Here is an 18093-nt window from a genome sequence, read left to right as displayed (position 1 = left end):
TCGCACCCGCCCGGCCGCGCCGTCGCAGGTGTCCCGATAGGCGCAGCTGTATGAGCGCGCGCACGTGCCTGGTCACCGGGACCGATACCGGCATCGGCAAGACCCACGCCAGCGTGGCGCTGCTGCAGGCCTTGCGCGCCGACGGCCGCCGCGCGGTCGGCATGAAGCCGGTCGCCAGCGGCTGCGATTGGCAGGACGGCGGCTGGCGCAATGAGGATGCGCTGGCGCTGCAGGCGGCCAGCCGGCCCCGTCCGGCATACGCAGACGTCAACCCGGTGGCGCTGCCCGAAGCGACTGCGCCGACCCTGGCCGCACGCGCGGCTGGCGTGGTCGTCGAGGCCGAGGTGCTGCACGCCGCGCACGCACGGCTCGCTGCCACGGCCGACGTGGTGTTGGTCGAGGGCGCCGGTGGCTGGGCCGCGCCACTTGCCGAGGGCATCGAGCACGCGGACCTGGCGCGGTGGTTGGGGGGCGCGGTGGTGCTGGTGGTCGGGCTCCGGCTCGGCTGCCTGAGCCATGCCCGCCTGACCGCGCGCGCGATCGCGGCCGACGGCTGCCGGCTCGTCGGCTGGGTCGGCAACCGGATCGATCCTGAGTTCTCGCGCGCCGACGACTATCTCGGCCTGCTCGCCGACGCATTGCCTGCGCCGTGCCTGGGCGTGCTGCCGTTTGTCGGCGACGGGGGCAGCGCCGAGGCGGGCGCTCTGGTGCTCGATCCGGCCTGGATCGACGCGCTGCCGCGCCGCCCCTGATCGGTGGCGGGGCCTCCGCGGCATGCGTCGCGGAGGCCCCGCGTACTCAGTGCCCCTGCGGCACCGGCGTCGCCGGGTCGCCGTCGTGCCCGTCGGCATCCGTGGCGGCCACCGCGCCGCGGTCGTGGCTGTGGTCGCGCGCCAGCAGCAGGTAGAACGCCGGCAGCACGAACAGCGTGAACGCGGTGCCGATCGACATGCCGGCGGCGATCACCAGGCCCATCGAGAAGCGCGCCGCCGCACCCGGACCGCTGGCGATCAGCAACGGCACCATCGCGAACACCAGCGCGGCGGTCGTCATCAGCACCGGCCGCAGGCGGATCGCGGCGGCCTGCTCGATCGCTTCGGCCTTGCTCAGGCCCTCGTTGATCTGCAGCTTGTTGGCGAACTCCACGATCAGGATGCCGTGCTTGGAGATCACGCCCACCAGGGTGACCAGGCCCACCTGCGTGTAGATGTTGATCGACATGCCGGGGAAAGCCTCGATGCCGGCAAACTGCAGGATGCCCGACACCAGGCCCAGCGCGTTGAGCACCAGCAGCGCGCCGCTGATCGCCATCGGCACGGTGATCAGCATGATCAGCGCGTCGCGGAAGCTTTCGAACTGCGCGGCCAGCACCAGGAAGATGATCACCAGCGCGAATGCCAGCGTGATCAGCATCGTCGTGCCTTCCTGCTTGAACTGCCGCGACTCGCCGGCGTAGTCCACGCTGTAACCCTGCGGCAGCACGTCGGCGGCAATCTCGTCGAGCACCCGCAGTGCCTCGCCCTTGGTCACGCCCGGACGCGGCGCGAAGGTGATGCCCACCGCATTGAGCTGCTGGAAGCGCTTGAGCGACTGCGGCTGCGCGCTCTCCTTGAACGAGACCACCGTCGAGAGCGGGATCAGTTCGCCGCTGCGGGTGCGGGTGTAGTAGTTGCCGAGCTGTTCGGCGTTGAGCCGGTCGGCACGCTGTACCTGCGGGATCACGCGGTAGGAGCGGTTCTGCATCGCGAAGCGGTTGACGTAGCCGCCGGCCAGCAATGCGCTCATGTCGGCCGCCAGCGTGCGCATGTCGATGCCCAGCAGCGCCGCCTTGTCGCGGTCGATCTGCACTTCCACGCGCGGCTTGTCGATCTTCAGGTCCTTGTCCAGGAAGATGAAACGCCGGCTTTCCTGGGCGCGCGCGACGACTTCGTCGGCGATCTCCGACAGCTGCGCCAGCGAGCCGATGCCGCCGATCAGGAACTCGCCGCCGCCGTCGCCGCCGGCAGATGGCAGCGACGGTGGCACCAGCGCGAAGATGTTCAGGCCGGTGATCTCGGCGAGCTTGGGCTGCAGGTCCTGCTGCAGCACCTGGTTGGTGGAGCGGTCGCGCTGGCTCCAGGGCTTGAGCACGAAGCCGCCCATCGCGCTGTTGCTGCCGCCCATGCCGCCCATGCCGCCGTTGAACAGGAAGAAGTCGTTGATCTCCGGGATCTGCTTCACCACGTCGGACATTTCTTCGGTGTAGCGCTCGACGTAGTCCAGCGTACTCGCCGCGTCCGCGCTGCCGATCGCGAAAACGAAGCCTTCGTCCTCCATAGGCGCCGGCTCCTTGGGCGCGCCGATGTACAGAAATGCGCACGACACCAGCACCACCGCGCCAAAGGCCAGGATCACCCCACGGGTCTCCAGCGCGCCGTGCAGGCGGCGCTGGTAACCGTGCTGGAGCTTGTCGAAGCGCTGATCGAGCCATTGCTCGAGCCGGCTCTTGCTGGACTCGCCGTGCGGCTTGAGGATCTTGGCGCACATCATCGGCGTGAGCGTCAGCGCGATCACGCCCGACAGCAGCACCGAGCCGGCCAGCGTGAACGCGAACTCGGTGAACAGCACGCCGGTCAGCCCGCCCTGGAAGCCGATCGGCAGATACACCGCCACCAGCGTCGTGGTCATGGCCACGACCGGCCACGCCAGCTCGCGCGCGCCGCGGATCGAGGCATCGAACGGCGTCATGCCTTCCTCGATATGGCGGTGGATGTTCTCCAGCACGATGATCGCATCGTCGACCACGATGCCGATCGCCAGCACCATCGCCAGCAGTGTCAGCAGGTTGATCGTGAAGCCCATCAGCAGCATCAGAAACAGCGCGCCGACCAGCGACAGCGGCACGGTGATCGCCGGGATCAGCACGCTGCGCAGCGAGCCCAGGAACAGGTAGATAACCACGATCACGATGATCACCGCCTCGATGATCGTGCGGATGACCTCGTTGATGCCATCCTGGATCGACTCGGTGCTGTCGTAGGGGATCGACGCCTCGATGCCTTCGGGCAACTGCGGCACGATCTCGTTGTCCCAGGCCCGGCGCACGTCGGCGATCACATCCAGCGCATTGGCATCGGGGGAGACATAGATGCCCATGAACGTCGCCGAGGCGCCGTTGATGCGCACCGACGAACCGTAGTTCTCCGAACCCAGTGCGACATCGGCGATGTCGCCCAGGCGCACGATCGCGCCGTCGGCCTCGCGCACCACCAGCGCCCGGAACTCCTCGGGCGTGCGCAGATCGGTGCGCGCGGTGAGATCGACCGCCACCATCTGACCCTTGGTCGAACCCAGCGCCGAGAGCACGTTGTTGGCCTGCAGCGCGGCGTGCACGTCGCTGGCGGTGACACCCAGCGCGGTCATGCGGTCGGGCTTGAGCCACACACGCATCGCGAATGCGCCCGGGCCCATGATCTCGGCGCGCTGCACGCCCGGGATCGTTGCGATCTTCGGCTCGACTGCACGCGTGAGGTAGTCGGTGATCTGGTTGTCGTTGAGCGTGGCGCTGGCGAACGAGACATACATCGCCGCGACCTGCTGGCCCTGCTGCAGGTCGATGACCGGGTCCTCGGACTCGGCCGGCAGCTCGCTGCGCAGCTTGTTGACCTTGGCCGCGATCTGGGTGAGCGCTTCGTTGGGGTCGTAGTCCAGGCGGATGTAGGCCTGGATCACGCTCACGCCGGCCGAACTGGTCGAGGTGAGGTAGTCGATGCCTTCGGCGCTGGCGACCTCGCGCTCGAGCGGCGTGGTGATGAAGCCCTGGATCAGGTCGGCGTCGGCACCGAAGTAGGTCGTACTGATGTTGACGACCGCGTTCTGCAGCTCTGGATACTGGCGCACGTTGAGTTCGGAGAACGCGCGCAGGCCGAACAGCAGGATGAACAGGCTGACGACCATCGCCAGCACCGGTTTGCGGATGAAGATGTCGGTGAATGTCATCTCGGTCTCCCCCGCGCATCGCGGCGCGGGCCAGGGAGCGGGGCGGGCTGGAGCCCGCGCGGCGTCAGCGGTTCTCGGGGGTCGGCGCTTCGTCGGCGGACGGCTGGACGCGGTTGTTGATCGTCACCACGGCATCGTTGCGCAGCTTCAGCAGGCCGCTGGTGGCCACGCGCTCGCCGGGCTTCAGGCCCTCGGTCACTGCGATCATGTCGCCGCGCGTGGGGCCGGTGGTCACGAAGCGCTGGCGCACGGTCAGCGTCGGTCCCTGTTCGCCGTCCTTGGGCGCGTCCGCATTCGCGTCGCCGCGCTGCTCCGAGACCACGTAGACCGCGTTGCCGTAGGGGTTGAAGCTGACCGCCGTCTGCGGGATCACGACCACCTTCTGCGCACCGCCGACCGCCAGGCCGACCCGCGCGAATGCGCCCGGGCGCAGTTGGCCGTCCGGATTGGCCAGGGTCGCCTGCACCTGGAAATTGCGCGTGTTTGGGTCGACCGCCGGTTCGATCGCGGTGATCGTGCCGGTAAAGCGCATGTCCGGCAGTGCGTCGACGCGCGCCTCGATGGTCGCGCCTTCCTGGATGCGCGTGAGCTGCTGCTCGGGCAGGGCGAAGTTCAGGAAGATCGGATCGAGCTGCTGCAGGCTGACGATCGCAGCCCCCGGCGCGAGGTACTGGCCCAGGTTGACCTTGCGGATGCCCAGTACGCCGTCGAACGGTGCGCGGATGGTTTTCTGCGCGATCAGCGCCCGTTGTGCGTCGACCTGGGCCTGCGCAGTTGCCGCCTCGGTGCTGCGCTGTTCGACTTCCGCCTGCGAGACCAGTTGATCGCTGCCGAGCTGGCGCCAGCGGTCGCGCTGGACTGCCGCCAGCTTGGCGGCCGCCTCGCTCGAGCGCAGCACCGCCAGTTCGTTGTCGGTGTTGAGCTCGACCAGCACCGTGCCGGCCTTGACCGGCTGGCCGGGTTCGAACGACAGCCGGCGGACCACGCCGCCGGCCTCGGTGGTGACATCGGTGCCGTTGACCGCGACCAGGGTGCCGACCGCTTCGAGCGGCGTCGTCCACTCCTGTTCGGCGGCATCGAACGTGGTGATCGCGACCGGCGGCTGCGGCATGTCGTCGAAGAACGCGTTGACCGCGCGTCCCGACAGGAACTTGGCGAGGAAGACGCCACCGAACACCAGCAAGGTGATCAGCAGCACGACGAACATGCGGAGGCGGGGACGCGGGGCGCGTCGGGGCTCGGTCCTGGACATGGGGTGTTCCGTCAGGCGTAGGAAGGAGGGCAGGGCAATGCGGGGGCGATGCTGGACCAGTCGGTATCGAAGACCTCGCGGCTGACCCGGTCGATCAGCGCGTCGAGCGCAGCGTCGTCGCCGGCGTCGACCAGCGGCTGCCAGCCGTAGCCGTTGAACAGGTACTGCAGGTGCCGGATCAGCAGCCGGTAGGGATGGCCGATCACGGCCGGGTCCACCAGGTCGCGCTGCTGGACCAGCGCCTGCAGGCCGACCGACATCATCCACGGCCCCATCGTCAGCGCCGGGATCGGCAGCGTGGAGGCCGGCAATTCACCGTTCGCGCGGGCCTCGGCGGCGATGCCGTCGATCAGATCGCTCAGGGGCGTGAAGGCCTCCAGCGCCCGACGTCGACTTTCGGCCGAGGCCGCGCCCCAGACCATGTCGGTCCAGACGAACTGCGCCAGCCGGAAATGCTCAGGCTGCTCGCGCATGATCAGAAGATCGGCCAGCACCACGGCCAGCATCCGCTCCCGGGTAGGGCCGGACCACTGTGCTGCGCGCTCGAACAGTTCCACCCGGCTCATGCAGTTGCGTGTGGCCAGCGCCACCAGCAGGTCTTCCTTGCTGGCGAAGTGCCGGTACAGCGTGCCGATCGCATAGCCGCATTCCTCGGCCACGCGCGCCATCTGCAACGACATCAGCCCGTCACGCTGGATCTGCGCCTGGGCGACATCGAGCAGCGCGACCTCGCGCTCGGCGATCTCGCGCTGACGTCGGGCGATGGTGGGGCTGGGAACGGACATCGGGATCCGAATCGCGGTGGCGGCGCATTGTGAATCAGGTTCATTCCGTGAGCAAGGTTCACGGAATGCCGATGGCCATCGCCCGGTGAATGACTTCCTGCACGGTGCGAACCGGACATGGAATTAGCTATACTGGCCGGTATAGTAAATCCCGTTCGACTCCTCCCCCAGGGCTTCCCATGCGCCGAATCCTGTCCATTGCCGTGCTCGCCGCGGCGCTCTCCGCCTGTGGCAATCAACAGGAGCAGGCCGCTCCGCCGCCCCCCGAGGTCGAAGTGCTGACCGTCCAGCCGGGTGCGCAGCCGCTGCGCCAGGACCTGGTCGGCCGACTCGCGCCGTTCCGCAGCGCCGACGTCCGCGCCCGGGTGCCCGGCGTGCTCGAGCGCCGCGTCTACACCGAAGGCAGCGACGTGAAGGAAGGCGACGTGCTGTTCGTGATCGATCCGGCGCAGCTGCAGGCCGCCCTCGGCAACGCGCAGGCCGCCGAAGCCCAGGCGCAGGCGCAGTACACCAATGCCAAGACCGCCGCCGACCGTGCGCGTCAGCTCGCGCCCACGGACTTCATCTCCAAGTCCGACCTCGACAACGCACTGGCGACCGAGCGCAGCGCGCAGGCGTCGCTGGAAGCGGCCCGGGCCTCGGTGCGCAGTGCGCAGATCAATCTGGGCTACGCCACCGTGCGCGCGCCGATCTCAGGCCGCGCCGGCAAGCAGCAGGTCACCGAAGGTGCACTGGTCGGGCAGGGCGACGTGACGCTGCTGACCACGGTCGACCAGATCGACCCGCTGTACGTGAACTTCTCGATGAGCGTGTCGGACATGCAGGCGCTTCGCGCCAAGCAGGTCGACCGCAGCGACCAGGCCTCGGTGCAGGTGCGGCTGCAGGACGGCACGATCTACGAGCACACCGGCACCCTGGATTTCTCGGCCGATGTCGTCGACCCGGCCACCGGCGCGATCGCGCTGCGCGCGACCGTGCCCAATCCCGATCGCCGGCTGCTGCCGGGCACCTATGTGACCCTGGTCGCCGACATGGGCCGCCAGGACGGCATCTACGTGGTGCCGCAGGCTGCCGTGCAGCGCGACGCGACCAGCGCCTTCGTGCTGGTCGCCGGCCCCGACGACAAGGTCGTGCGCAAGGACATCAATGTGGTGCGCGCCGATGGCGGCAACTGGATCGTCGATGCCGGCCTGTCGGCTGGCGACCGGGTGATCACCGTGGGCCTGCAGCGCGCCCAGGTCGGTGCGCCGGTGAGCCCGAAGCCGGCACAGGCCGCTGCGGCCACGCCGGACAACGCTGCCACGCCGCCGGCGGGCGCGCAGGCCCCGGCTGCAGCGGCGCCGGCCGCCGATGCGCCGGCCGCGGACGCCGCCGACCAGGACTGATCCCATGCCCAAGTTTTTCATCAACCACCCGGTCTTCGCCTGGGTCGTCTCGATCCTGATCTCGCTCAGCGGCCTGATCGCGCTGCTGAACATGGGCGTCGAGTCGTATCCATCGGTGGCACCGCCCCAGGTGACCATCTCGGCGACCTATCCCGGCGCGGACGCGCAGACCACCGAGCAGGCGGTGACCCAGGTCATCGAGCAGCAGCTCACCGGTATCGACAACCTGCTGTACTTCAGTTCCACGTCCAGCGCCAACGGCCGGGCCAGCGTCACGCTGACCTTCGAGACCGGCACCGACAGCGACATCGCCCAGGTCCAGGTCCAGAACAAGGTCGCCCTGGCCACGCCGCGACTGCCCAGCGAGGTGGTCCAGCAGGGCGTGGTCGTCGCCAAGGAAAACACCGGCTTTCTGATGGTCGTGGGCCTGCGTTCGAGCGATCCGTCGATGGACCGCAACGCGATCAACGACCTGATCGCAGCCCGCGTGCTCGAGCAGCTCGCGCGTGTGCCCGGCGTCGGCAATACCCAGCACTTCGGTGCCGAGTATGCGATGAACATCTGGCTCAACCCCGACAAGTTGCAGGGCTACGGCCTGTCGGCGACCGAGGTGCTGGCCGCGGTCCGCGGCCAGAACGTGCAGTTCGCCGCCGGCTCGATCGGTTCCGATCCCGCGCCCGAAGGCGTGGGCTTCAGCGCGACGGTGTCGGGCGAAGGCCGCTTCAGCACGCCTGACCAGTTCCGCGACATCATCCTGCGCACCGACGCCAATGGCGCGGTGGTGCGCCTGGGCGATGTGGCGCGGGTCGACTTCGGCCCGTCGAGCTATGGCTTCGACACCAAGTACAACGGGCAGCCGACCGGCGCGGTCGCGATCATGCTCCAGCCCGGCGCCAACGCGCTCGGCGTGGCCGAGGCGGTGACAGCGCGGCTCGACGAACTGTCGGCGACGTTCCCGCCCGGCGTGGAATGGTTCAAGCCGTTCGACAGCACCACGTTCGTGACGATCTCGATCAAGGAAGTGGTCAAGACGCTGATCGAAGCGGTGATCCTGGTGTTCCTGGTGATGCTGCTGTTCCTGCAGAACCTGCGCGCGACGATCATCCCGACGCTGGTGATTCCGGTCGCGCTGCTGGGTACGTTCCTGGGCCTGAGTGCGCTGGGCTTCACGGTCAACCAGCTGACCTTGTTCGCGATGGTGCTGTCGATCGGCATCGTGGTCGACGATGCGATCGTGGTGATCGAGAACGTCGAGCGCATCATGGCCGAAGAGCACCTGCCGCCGCGCGAGGCGACGATCAAGGCGATGAGCCAGATCACCGGTGCGGTGGTCGCGATCACCGTCGTGCTGGCCGCGGTGTTCATTCCCAGCGCGCTGCAGGGCGGCGCCTCCGGCGAGATCTACAAGCAGTTCGCGATCACCATCGCGGTGTCGATGGGCTTCTCGGCCTTCCTCGCCCTGGGCTTCACCCCGGCCCTGTGTGCGACGTTCCTCAAGCAGCACGAGCCGCATGGCAACAAGCGCGAGAACGTGGTGTTCCGCGTTTTCAACAAGTACTACGACCGTGTCAACGACACCTACGTCGGCCACATCACCAGCGTCGTCAAGCATTCGCCGCGCTGGATGATGCTGTTCGTGTTGCTGGCGCTGATCTGCGGCCTGCTGTACGCCCGGCTGCCGAGCAGCTTCGTGCCCGAGGAGGACCAGGGCTACGCGATGGTGATCGTGCAGTTGCCGCCTGGCGCCAGCCTGCAGCGTACGCAGGCGGTGATGGAGCGCGTCTATCAGACCTTCCGCGGCCAGGAGAATCCGGAGACCGGCGAGCGGACGGGCGGCGTGCCCGGCTTCAAGAACATCCTGCAGGTCTCGGGCTTCAGCTTCGTGGGCATGGGCGAGAACGTCGGCATGGCGTTCGTCGAGCTCGAGCACTGGGACGAGCGCGACGTCAGCATCGACGAGTTCGTCAACCAGGCCAACGGCATGCTCTACGGCGCGGTGCCCGAAGCGCAGATCTTCGTCGTCAACCTGCCGACGATCCAGGGCCTGGGCCAGTTCGGCGGCTTCGACATGTACCTGCAGGACCGCACCGGCCAGGGCCAGGCGGCACTGACCGAAGCCCGCAACAAGCTGCTGGCGAGTGCGGCGGGCAAGTCCGACACCGTGGTCGGCGTGCGTCCGAACACGCTTGAGGCCGCGCCCCAGCTCGGCCTGCACGTCGACCGCGTGCAGGCGCAGGCGATGGGCCTGTCGGTACAGGACGTCTACAACGCGATCCAGCTGATGCTCGCGCCGGTGTACGTCAACGACTACTTCTCCGAGGGACGCATCAAGCGGGTGAACATCCGCGCCGACGCGCCTTACCGCACGGGGCCGGAGTCGTTCGAGCGCTTCTACACGCCGGCGCCGGGCACGGCCGCCAACGGCCAGCCCGCGATGGTGCCGCTGAGCAACGTGGTCTCGGCCGACTGGGGCACTGCCTCGCCGTCGCTGAGCCGCTACAACGGCTACTCGGCGGTCAACATCGTCGGCGCGCAGGCGCCCGGTCGCAGCACCGGTGAGGCGATGGCGGCGATGGAGGGCATCGTCAACGACGAATTGCCACCGGGCTTCGGCTTCGACTGGGCAGGCATGTCCTACCAGGAGATCATCGCCGGCAACACGCAGACGCTGCTGCTGGTGCTGTCGGTGGTCGTGGTGTTCCTGTGTCTGGCCGCGCTCTACGAGAGCTGGTCGATCCCGGTGGCGGTGCTGCTGGTGGTGCCGCTGGGCATCCTCGGCGCGGTGGTGTTCACGATGCTGCGTCCGGGGCTGTCGAACGACCTGTTCTTCCAGATCGGCATGATCACCGTGATCGGTCTGGCGGCGAAGAACGCGATCCTGATCGTGGAGTTCGCGGTCCAGCAACGGGCAGAGGGCAAGACCCTGCGCGAGGCCACGGTCGAGGCCGCGCGACTGCGCCTGCGGCCGATCCTGATGACCTCGTTCGCGTTCATCCTGGGTGTGACGCCGATGGCGTTGTCGACCGGTGCCGGCTCCAACGCACGTCACGCGCTGGGCACCGGCGTGATCGGCGGCATGCTGTTCGCCACGTTCCTGGGCCTGCTGCTGATCCCGGTGTTCTTCGTCATCGTCCGGCGCGTGCTGGGCGACAAGATGGACGAGCCCGATCCCAAGGCGATCGCCGCGCACCAGACGCGCAACGAGACACCGCAGGCGCACTGACGCACGCGGTGGCATGACCCAAGGGCCGTCCCGTTCGCGGGGCGGCCCTTTTTTGTTCGTTCGTAACCAAAAGTCAGGGGAGCTTGCGTCTGCCGGCTCTATCAGGCGGCTCTTCTTCGGGACGCGCGTCGCGCCGGCCGGGGAATGCTCCCCGGCTCGGTCAGCCATCCTGGCTGACTCGCCGCCGCGGGCCATCCATGGCCCGCTATCGCAATCCCCGACCAGCACGACGCACTGAGGCCGACAGTGCGCGCCTTCTTCAGGCAGGCGACTCCGTATCCAACCGAAGTCGGGCTGCCAATGTCCGCAGCAGCGGACTGACGGTCGGTGGCCGCGTCGAGCGCGCCAGGGACGGCGCGCGCCCGAGTCAAGGCAGGATGCCTTGCCGAGGGAAGAGCGGCTTCCGGCCGGCAGGCCGTTGTCCATCCGAAGTCAAGCGCGCCTTCGACTTTTAAGACAAGTACTTCGTGTGCGCTCGCGCGAAAGGCAGACAAGTGGCGCGTGGTCTGTGAGCCCATCGGTCGTATGCTGTCGCGCCGCGATTGCCCCATTCGTGTCATGACTGTGATGCCCGTGTCCACGCGCCGACCGCTGCGCATCGCCATCGTCGGCTACGGCACCGCCGGGCAGGCATCGGCGGTGCTGCTCGCACGCGATGGCCACCGGGTCGAGGTCTACGAGCGTGCGCCCGCGCCCGGACCGGTGGGCGCCGGCTTCCTGCTGCAGCCCAGCGGCCTGCAGGTGCTCTGGCGCATGGGTCTGTTGCCGCAGGTGTTGCGCCATGGCGCACGCGTGGATCGGCTGTTTGGCGAAACGCCTTGCGGCCGCGCGGTCATGGACATGCGCTACGCCGGGCTCGACCCGCGCCTGTATGGCCTGGGCATGCAGCGCGGCGCGCTGTTCGAACTGCTCGACCACGCCTGGAACGACCGCACCGCCTTGCATCCCGGCGTCACCGTGACCGGCCCCGACGAGGCCGACGACCGCTGGCTGGTCGACGAGGCCGGCCAGCGCCATGGGCCATTCGACCTGGTCGTCGTCGCCGACGGTGCGGCGTCCCGGCTGCGTGCCCGGATCGGCGGCGTGCGTCACGACCGGGTCTATCCGTGGGGCGCCTTGTGGTGCCTGATGGCCGCACGCGACTGGCCGTTCGCCGCCGAACTGCGGCAGCGCTATGTCGCCGCGCGCCGGATGGTCGGCCTGCTGCCGGTCGGCGGCAGGCCGGGCGATCCCGAGCCAAGGCTGAGTTTCTTCTGGAGCCTGCCGATCGCCGGATTTGCCGATTGGCAGGCGACCGCGCTCGACCGTTGGCGCGACGAGGTCGCTGCGATCTGGCCCGAGGCGGCGGCTTTGCTCGATACGACCACGACGCATGCGCAGTTGGCGCGCGCGAGCTATCGCGATGTCGCGCTGCGGCGCTGGCATCGTGGCCGTTGGGTGCTGCTCGGCGATGCGGCGCATGCGATGAGTCCGCAGTTGGGGCAGGGCGTGAACATGGCACTGCTCGATGCCGAGGCGCTCCGCGACGCGCTGCGCCTGCACGCGCCTGCCGATGCATTGCCTGCCTACCAGCAGCTTCGCGCGCGGCACGTCGGGATCTACCAGTTCTGGAGCCGGTGGCTGACTCCCGTGTTCCAGTCCGATCGTGATCTGGTCGCGCGGGCGCGCGATGTCGCATTCCTGCCGATGGGGCGCATGCCCGGCGGGCGTGGGCACATGCTGCGGGTGCTCAGCGGCACCCAGCGCGGCGCGTTCGGTGCGCTGGCGTTGGCGCCGGCTTTCGTCGATGCATTGCAGGCTCCGGCCGACACGCTCGACGGAGCGAGGGCCGAGTCGTCGATGGCCTGACCGGCACGCCTGGCATGCGCGAGAATCGGTGCAGGTCCGAGGATGGAGACGCGCGCCATGAGCACAGACGCCACCCACGAGGTCGACAACCAGCCGCCGGAGTTCGCGCCGCGCGACCTCTGGCACGACGATGTTGCATTGCGCGAAGCGGTGGCGCGCGAAGGCGGCGACGCCTTCGCCGATCGACTGGCGCGCTACGGCGCGCTCGCTGGCGATGCGCTCTACGCCGCGGGCTTCGACGCCAACCGCGACCGTCCGCGGCTGCGCACGCACGACCGCTTCGGCCACCGCATCGACCGCGTCGAGTTCCACCCCGCCTACCACCAGTTGATGGAGGCGGCCATCGGCCAGGGCGTGGCCGGCCTGTCATGGGCGCAGCCGGTGCCCGGCGCACATGTGGCGCGCGCCGCGCTGGCGTATCTGCATCACCAGGCCGACGCCGGGACCAGCTGCCCGTTGACGATGACCCACGCTGCGGTCCCTGTGCTGCGCCGCGCGCCGCATTTGCGCGCCTGGGCCGACAAGGTCGCGACGATGCGCTATGACGCCCGCGATGTGCCGATCGACGACAAGGTGGGCGTCACCCTGGGCATGGGCATGACCGAGAAACAGGGCGGCAGCGATGTGCGGAGCAACAGCACGCGAGCGACCCCGACGCGCGAGGAGGGCGCCTACACGCTGCGCGGCCACAAGTGGTTCTTCTCGGCACCCATGTCCGACGGGTTTCTGGTGCTGGCGCAGGCCGAGGCGGGGCCGACGTGTTTTCTGATGCCCCGGCGGCGACCGGGCGGCGAGCGCAACGACTTCCGGCTGATGCGGCTCAAGGACAAGCTCGGCGACTGGAGCAATGCCTCGGCCGAGATCGAGTTCGACCGCGCCTGGGCGCTGCGCGTGGGCGAGGCGGGCCGCGGCGTCGCGACGATCCTGGAGATGGTGATGCTGACCCGGCTCGATTGCATGCTCGCGGCGGCCGCGCAGATGCGCATGGCGCTGGCCCAGGCGCTGCACCATACCCGTCACCGGCGGGCGTTCGGCCGCGTGCTCGCCGAGCAGCCGCTGATGCGCAACGTGCTCGCCGATCTCGCGATCGAAGCCGAGGCGGCGGTCGCACTGGCGCTGCGCGTGGCCGGTGCGGTCGATGCGGCAGGCCGCGATCCGGCGCAGGCGGCCTTCGCGCGCGTAGCCACGGCGATCGGCAAGTACTGGCTGTGCCGACGCGCGCCGGCGGTCGTCAACGAGGCGCAGGAATGCCTTGGCGGTGCGGGCTACATCGAGGAATCGATCCTGCCGCGTCTGTACCGGCAGGCACCGCTGAACTCGATCTGGGAGGGCAGTGGCAACCTGCAATGTCTGGACGTGCTGCGTGCGCTGACGCGCGAACCGGGCGTGGCCGCGGCGCTGCAGGCGCAGATCGAGGGCGCGCGGGGCATGCATGCGGCGTTCGACGCGGCCGCCGACCGGCTTGCGGATCAACTCGCCGACGTGGCGCGTGCGCCGCAGGACGCCGAGCCGCAGGCGCGGCGGTTGGTCGAGGCGACCGCGCTGGTGCTGCAGGGCGCGGTACTGCTGCGCGCGAACAGTCCGATCGCCGCGACGTTCTGCGCCAGTCGGCTGGCCTGCGCCCACGCCCTGGCGCTCGGCACGCTCGAGCGGGGAATCGATCTCGACGCGCCGCTGGCGCGCGTGCTGCCGGCCTGAGGGGCAGTGCCGGCAGCCGCGCCGCGGCGCGGCTTCAGTCGATGAACTGCAGCTTGGCCAACTCCGCGTAGAGGCCGCCCTGGGCCAGCAGTTCGGCATGCGTGCCCTGGGCGACGATCCGCCCGCGGTCGAGCACGACGATGCGATCGGCCTTGAGGATGGTCGCCAGCCGATGCGCGATGACCAGCGTGGTGCGGCCCTGCATCAGGCGCGCGAGCGCGTGCTGCACCGCGTGCTCGCTTTGTGCATCGAGCGCCGAGGTCGCCTCGTCGAGCAGCAGGATCGGCGCATCGCGCAGCAACGCGCGTGCAATCGCGATCCGCTGTTGCTGACCGCCCGACAGTCGCGCGCCGCGCTCGCCCAGCTGGGCGTCATAGCCTTCCGGGAGGTCGACAATGAACTCGTGCGCCTCGGCCGCGCGCGCCGCGGCCTCGACCTCGGCGTCGGTCGCATCGAGCCGGCCATAGCGGATGTTGTCGCGGGCACTGGCGGCGAAGATCGTCGGGTGCTGCGGGACCATCGCGATCAGCTCGCGCAGAGCCGCGGGGTCGAGCGTGCGCAGGTCCACACCGTCGATCGACAATGCCCCGGTCTCCGGGTCGTGGAAGCGCAGCAGCAGCGACAGCACCGTGCTCTTGCCCGCGCCCGAAGGACCGACGAGCGCCACCGTTTCGCCCGGCGCGACATGCAGCGTGAAGCCATCGAGCGCCGGGCTGTCGGGCCGGCTGGGGTAATGGAAGGTGACGCCGTCGAAGCGCAGCGCGCCGCGCGCAGGCTGGACGATCGTGGCGGGCGTGGCCGGTGCGCGGATCGATGGCGATTCGTCGAGCAATTCCGAGATCCGGCCCATGCCGCCGGCTGCGCGCTGCAGGTCGTTCCAGACCTCGGCCAGCGCACCGACCGAGCCGGCGCCGAACAGCGCGTAGAGCACGAACTGGCCCAGCGTGCCGGCGCTCATCCGCCCGGCCACCACGTCGTGCGCGCCCGACCACAGCACCACGGTGACCGCGCCGAAGATCAGCGTGATCGCGATCGCGGTGATGATTGCCTGCAAGCCGATGCGCCGGCGCGCGGTCGCGACCGAAGTGCGCACGGCATCGCCGAAACGGCCGCGCTCGTAGGGTTCGCGCGCATGCGCCTGCACCGTGCGGATCGCGCCCAGCGTCTCGTTGGCCAGCGCGTTCGCATCGGCGATGCGGTCCTGACTCTGCCGCGAGACCTTCTCCAGCTTGCGCCCGCCCAGCACCAGCGGCAGCACGAACAGCGGAATGCCCACCAGCGTGTAGGCCGCCAGGCGCGGACTGGTGACCACCAGCATCGTCAGGCTGCCCAGCACCATCACCACGCTGCGCAGCGCGACCGACATGGTCGTGCCGACGACCGAGCGCAGCAGCTCGGTGTCCGCGCTCAGGCGCGAGACCAGGTCGCCACTGCGGTTCTGCTCGAAGAACGCCTGATCCAGGTCCAGCAGGTGCCCGTAGAAACGGTTGCGCAGATCGGCGACCACGCGCTCGCCCAGCAGCGAGACGAAAAAGAACCGCGCGGCCGTCGCCAAGGCCAGCGCTACCGCGACGACCAGCAGCAAGGCGAATGCGGTGTCGATCTGGTCGCCGCCGGTGAAACCGTGGTCGATCATGCGCCGCACCGCCAGTGGCAGGCTCAGCGTGGCCAGCGACGAGGCCGCCAGCGCGATCAGCCAGGCGATGAACAGCCCGCGCTGACGCATGACGAAGGGCCACAAGGTCTTCAGTGCACCGATGCGCACCTTCGGTTTGCCGGGCTCAGCCACGGTGGAACGGGATCGGAAGGCCATCAGGCATTGTCGTCGATGCGGATACGGTTTCGGGTGGCATCGCGCAGCCGGGTTTTCAAGTCGGCGACACGATCCAAGGGCAATTCGACACGCAACAGCGCGCCGTCGGCGTCGAAACGCTCGTCGAGCTTGTGCGCGGCGGCGGCCGGCAGCGCGGCATGCAACGCGCCCAGGGTATCGAAGGGCGCACGCAACTGCAGGATGCAGGTCTCGATCAGCGGCACGCGCGGCGCGGTCCGCAGGCACTCGGCGGCGCAGCCGCCGTAAGCACGGACCAGGCCGCCGGCTCCGAGCTTGATGCCGCCGAACCAGCGCACGACGACCACGGCCACCCGGTCGAATCCCTGGCCGTCGATCGCCGCCAGAATCGGGCGGCCGGCGGTGCCGGCGGGCTCGCCGTCATCGCTGGAGCGGTACTGGTCGCCCAGCCGCCAGGCCCAGCAGTTGTGCGTGGCATCGGGCACCGCCACCTGTTGCAGGAACGCCGCCGCATCGTCGGCGACGGTAATCGGCGCGGCATGGGCGACGAAGCGGCTGTGCTTGACCTCGAGGACGTGGCTGGCGGTCGCGGCCAGGGTGTCGAGCGGCATCGCGATCTCAATCCAGCAGCGCGCGCAGGTCGGGCGGCAGTTCGGCCTGCGGATGGCGGCGGTGGAACTCCGTAAGGCTGGCACGGGCAGCGCCGATGTCGCCGGCATCGAGCAGTTCGCGTACGCGCGCCAGCCAGGCCTCGCGCACCTCCGGCGCGTCGGCCGACGCCGGCGGCGCATCGTCGGGCAGGTCCTCGATGATCGCCATCGCCTGGGGCTGGGCACGTGCAGCCATCGGCGGGGCCGCCGATGCCCGGTCGGCTTCGGCGGCCGCATCGCGCTGCGCCGATGGCTCTGGCGTCGTCACGCGGTTGCCGTAGGCGGTGGCGGCGGATTCGGCGCCGCGCGCCGGGCCCCAACCGGCAGCCTGGCGCGCGTCAGGCAGCGGCAGGCCGGCGACCGGCGTCTGCGCCTCGCGAGCAGCGACGGCGGGCGCCTCGACGGCGGCCGAGGCTGCTGGCTGTTGCGGCGCGTCCTGCGCGGACATCGCCGCCGCTGTCTCGTGTGCCGGGGCCGGCACTCGCGCCACGGCAGGGGCCGGGGTGCTGCGTGCCGCCGCCGGCGCGGTGTCATGCGCGTCGTCCGTCCGCTCGGCCCAGGGCGCATGCGGTGTTTCCGGCACTGGCCGCAGTTGCCACGCGACGCCGACCGCCATCGCCAGCGACGCAGCTGCACCGAACGCCACCGGCCAGCGACGGCGTCGGCGCGGGGCCGTGCGTGCGGGCGCCGTGGAGGCGAGGGCATGCGCAGGTCCGGTCGCGTCCTGCGCGGCGTGGCGCGCGGCGGCCAGGATCGCCGCATCGACCGCCGGGGACGGCACGGCCTGGCCCGAGGCCAGCCGGTCGGCTAGCCACTGTTCCTCGGGCGTCAGCGGTTCGCGGTCGGGGCTGTTCATGGGGTCAAGGTCGCGCGCAGTTTGTCCATCGCGTATCGCAGCCGCGATTTCACCGTCTCGCGGCCGACGCCGGTGATCCGGCCGATCTCTTCGAGCGTGAGCTCGTGTTCGAGTCGCAGCAGCACGACCTCGCGCTGTTCGTCTGGCAGCGCATCGAGTGCGAGCTGCAGGCCGCGCCGCTGCTCGAACTGCGACAACTGCCGCTCCGGATCGTCCGGGTCGACGATGCGCGCCGTCCGCAGCTCGGCGTCTTCGGGCGGCGGCGGGCGATGCTGCGCGGCGCGCCAGTGGTCGGTCAGGCGATTGTGGGCGATGCGGTAGAGCCAGGTGGCGAACAGCGCATCGGGTCGCCAGCCTTCGCGCGCCGCAATGACCCGCTGCCAGACATCCTGGAAGATTTCTTCGGCCAGCGCGGGGTTGCGCACCTGGCGCACCAGGAAGCGGTAGAGCTTGTCGCGATGGCGCTGATACAGCGTTTCGAACGCGGCGACGTCGCCCGCGGTCCATGCCAGCATCAGGGCGTCGTCGCCGGGGGGCTCCTGCTGGCTGGCGACATCGTGCATGCATCGCAGAGTACGTGGCGCGGCGCCGGGCGTGAAGCCCGTAGGCGCCGTGCGGCAGGGGCG

12 protein-coding genes are annotated in these 18093 nt (G+C 69.6%); 5 read left to right on the top strand and 7 right to left on the bottom strand.

Annotation, left to right across the window (positions count from 1 at the left end):
- The first annotated feature begins 50 nt into the window (after positions 1–50).
- Positions 51–752: a dethiobiotin synthase gene (gene bioD / locus FHW73_RS08650; RefSeq protein WP_183426313.1), complete on the top strand. Its 702-nt coding sequence runs from the start codon at positions 51–53 to the stop codon at positions 750–752.
- A gap of 46 nt (positions 753–798) precedes the next feature.
- Here bioD and FHW73_RS08645 read toward each other — a convergent pair whose 3' ends face one another.
- From FHW73_RS08645 to FHW73_RS08635, 3 genes are all read right to left on the bottom strand, one after another.
- On the bottom strand, positions 799–3978 hold the full coding sequence (locus tag FHW73_RS08645) for an efflux RND transporter permease subunit (RefSeq protein ID WP_183426312.1): 3180 nt from the start codon (positions 3976–3978) through the stop codon (positions 799–801).
- A gap of 64 nt (positions 3979–4042) precedes the next feature.
- On the bottom strand, positions 4043–5230 hold the full coding sequence (locus FHW73_RS08640) for an efflux RND transporter periplasmic adaptor subunit (RefSeq protein WP_183426311.1): 1188 nt from the start codon (positions 5228–5230) through the stop codon (positions 4043–4045).
- Positions 5231–5241: 11 nt separating this feature from the next.
- Complete coding sequence (locus FHW73_RS08635; protein WP_183426310.1) at positions 5242–6015, bottom strand: TetR/AcrR family transcriptional regulator; 774 nt, start codon at positions 6013–6015, stop codon at positions 5242–5244.
- A gap of 179 nt (positions 6016–6194) precedes the next feature.
- On the opposite strand from FHW73_RS08635, the gene FHW73_RS08630 reads away from it, so the two are divergent.
- The 4 genes from FHW73_RS08630 (at position 6195) to FHW73_RS08615 (ending at position 14169) form a co-directional block, all read left to right on the top strand.
- Positions 6195–7400 (top strand): efflux RND transporter periplasmic adaptor subunit, encoded by a 1206-nt coding sequence (locus FHW73_RS08630; RefSeq protein ID WP_183426309.1) that lies wholly within the window; start codon positions 6195–6197, stop codon positions 7398–7400.
- A 4-nt stretch (positions 7401–7404) separates the two neighbouring features.
- Positions 7405–10623, top strand: a complete 3219-nt coding sequence (locus tag FHW73_RS08625) for a multidrug efflux RND transporter permease subunit (protein ID WP_183426308.1) — start codon at positions 7405–7407, stop codon at positions 10621–10623.
- 567 nt (positions 10624–11190) lie between these two features.
- Entirely contained in the window at positions 11191–12471 is a 1281-nt protein-coding gene (locus tag FHW73_RS08620) for an NAD(P)/FAD-dependent oxidoreductase (RefSeq protein ID WP_183426530.1), read from the top strand.
- Between the two features lie 42 nt (positions 12472–12513).
- On the top strand, positions 12514–14169 hold the full coding sequence (locus FHW73_RS08615; RefSeq protein ID WP_183426307.1) for an acyl-CoA dehydrogenase family protein: 1656 nt from the start codon (positions 12514–12516) through the stop codon (positions 14167–14169).
- A 34-nt stretch (positions 14170–14203) separates the two neighbouring features.
- Here FHW73_RS08615 and FHW73_RS08610 read toward each other — a convergent pair whose 3' ends face one another.
- From FHW73_RS08610 to FHW73_RS08595, 4 genes are read right to left on the bottom strand one after another with little or no spacing between them, the layout of a single operon-like run.
- Positions 14204–15982 (bottom strand): ABC transporter transmembrane domain-containing protein, encoded by a 1779-nt coding sequence (locus FHW73_RS08610; RefSeq protein WP_183426306.1) that lies wholly within the window; start codon positions 15980–15982, stop codon positions 14204–14206.
- The gene (locus FHW73_RS08605) at positions 15982–16572 is read right to left on the bottom strand and encodes a YigZ family protein (protein ID WP_183426305.1); all 591 of its coding nucleotides are present in this window, start codon (positions 16570–16572) and stop codon (positions 15982–15984) included. Before FHW73_RS08605 ends, FHW73_RS08610 begins: the two co-directional genes overlap by 1 nt.
- A gap of 7 nt (positions 16573–16579) precedes the next feature.
- Positions 16580–17467: a hypothetical protein gene (locus tag FHW73_RS08600; protein ID WP_183426304.1), complete on the bottom strand. Its 888-nt coding sequence runs from the start codon at positions 17465–17467 to the stop codon at positions 16580–16582.
- Positions 17464–18030 (bottom strand): RNA polymerase sigma factor, encoded by a 567-nt coding sequence (locus FHW73_RS08595; RefSeq protein WP_183426303.1) that lies wholly within the window; start codon positions 18028–18030, stop codon positions 17464–17466. The genes FHW73_RS08600 and FHW73_RS08595 overlap by 4 nt, the downstream gene beginning before the upstream one ends.
- Positions 18031–18093 lie beyond the last annotated feature (63 nt).

It is taken from the genome of Luteimonas sp. RC10 (genome assembly GCF_014192745.1).
In the GTDB taxonomy this organism is placed as follows: Bacteria; Pseudomonadota; Gammaproteobacteria; order Xanthomonadales; family Xanthomonadaceae; genus Luteimonas.
This window is presented reverse-complemented; position numbering and strand designations above follow the sequence as displayed.

Excerpts from the sequence above, each read along its gene's own strand:
- bioD (WP_183426313.1), top strand. The coding sequence starts at position 51 with ATGAGCGCGCGCACGTGCCTGGTCACCGGGACCGATACCGGCATCGGC.
- FHW73_RS08645 (WP_183426312.1), bottom strand. The coding sequence starts at position 3,978 with ATGACATTCACCGACATCTTCATCCGCAAACCGGTGCTGGCGATGGTC.
- FHW73_RS08640 (WP_183426311.1), bottom strand. The coding sequence starts at position 5,230 with ATGTCCAGGACCGAGCCCCGACGCGCCCCGCGTCCCCGCCTCCGCATG.
- FHW73_RS08635 (WP_183426310.1), bottom strand. The coding sequence starts at position 6,015 with ATGTCCGTTCCCAGCCCCACCATCGCCCGACGTCAGCGCGAGATCGCC.
- FHW73_RS08630 (WP_183426309.1), top strand. The coding sequence starts at position 6,195 with ATGCGCCGAATCCTGTCCATTGCCGTGCTCGCCGCGGCGCTCTCCGCC.
- FHW73_RS08625 (WP_183426308.1), top strand. The coding sequence starts at position 7,405 with ATGCCCAAGTTTTTCATCAACCACCCGGTCTTCGCCTGGGTCGTCTCG.
- FHW73_RS08620 (WP_183426530.1), top strand. The coding sequence starts at position 11,191 with ATGCCCGTGTCCACGCGCCGACCGCTGCGCATCGCCATCGTCGGCTAC.
- FHW73_RS08615 (WP_183426307.1), top strand. The coding sequence starts at position 12,514 with ATGGAGACGCGCGCCATGAGCACAGACGCCACCCACGAGGTCGACAAC.
- FHW73_RS08610 (WP_183426306.1), bottom strand. The coding sequence starts at position 15,982 with ATGGCCTTCCGATCCCGTTCCACCGTGGCTGAGCCCGGCAAACCGAAG.
- FHW73_RS08605 (WP_183426305.1), bottom strand. The coding sequence starts at position 16,572 with ATGCCGCTCGACACCCTGGCCGCGACCGCCAGCCACGTCCTCGAGGTC.
- FHW73_RS08600 (WP_183426304.1), bottom strand. The coding sequence starts at position 17,467 with ATGAACAGCCCCGACCGCGAACCGCTGACGCCCGAGGAACAGTGGCTA.
- FHW73_RS08595 (WP_183426303.1), bottom strand. The coding sequence starts at position 18,030 with ATGCACGATGTCGCCAGCCAGCAGGAGCCCCCCGGCGACGACGCCCTG.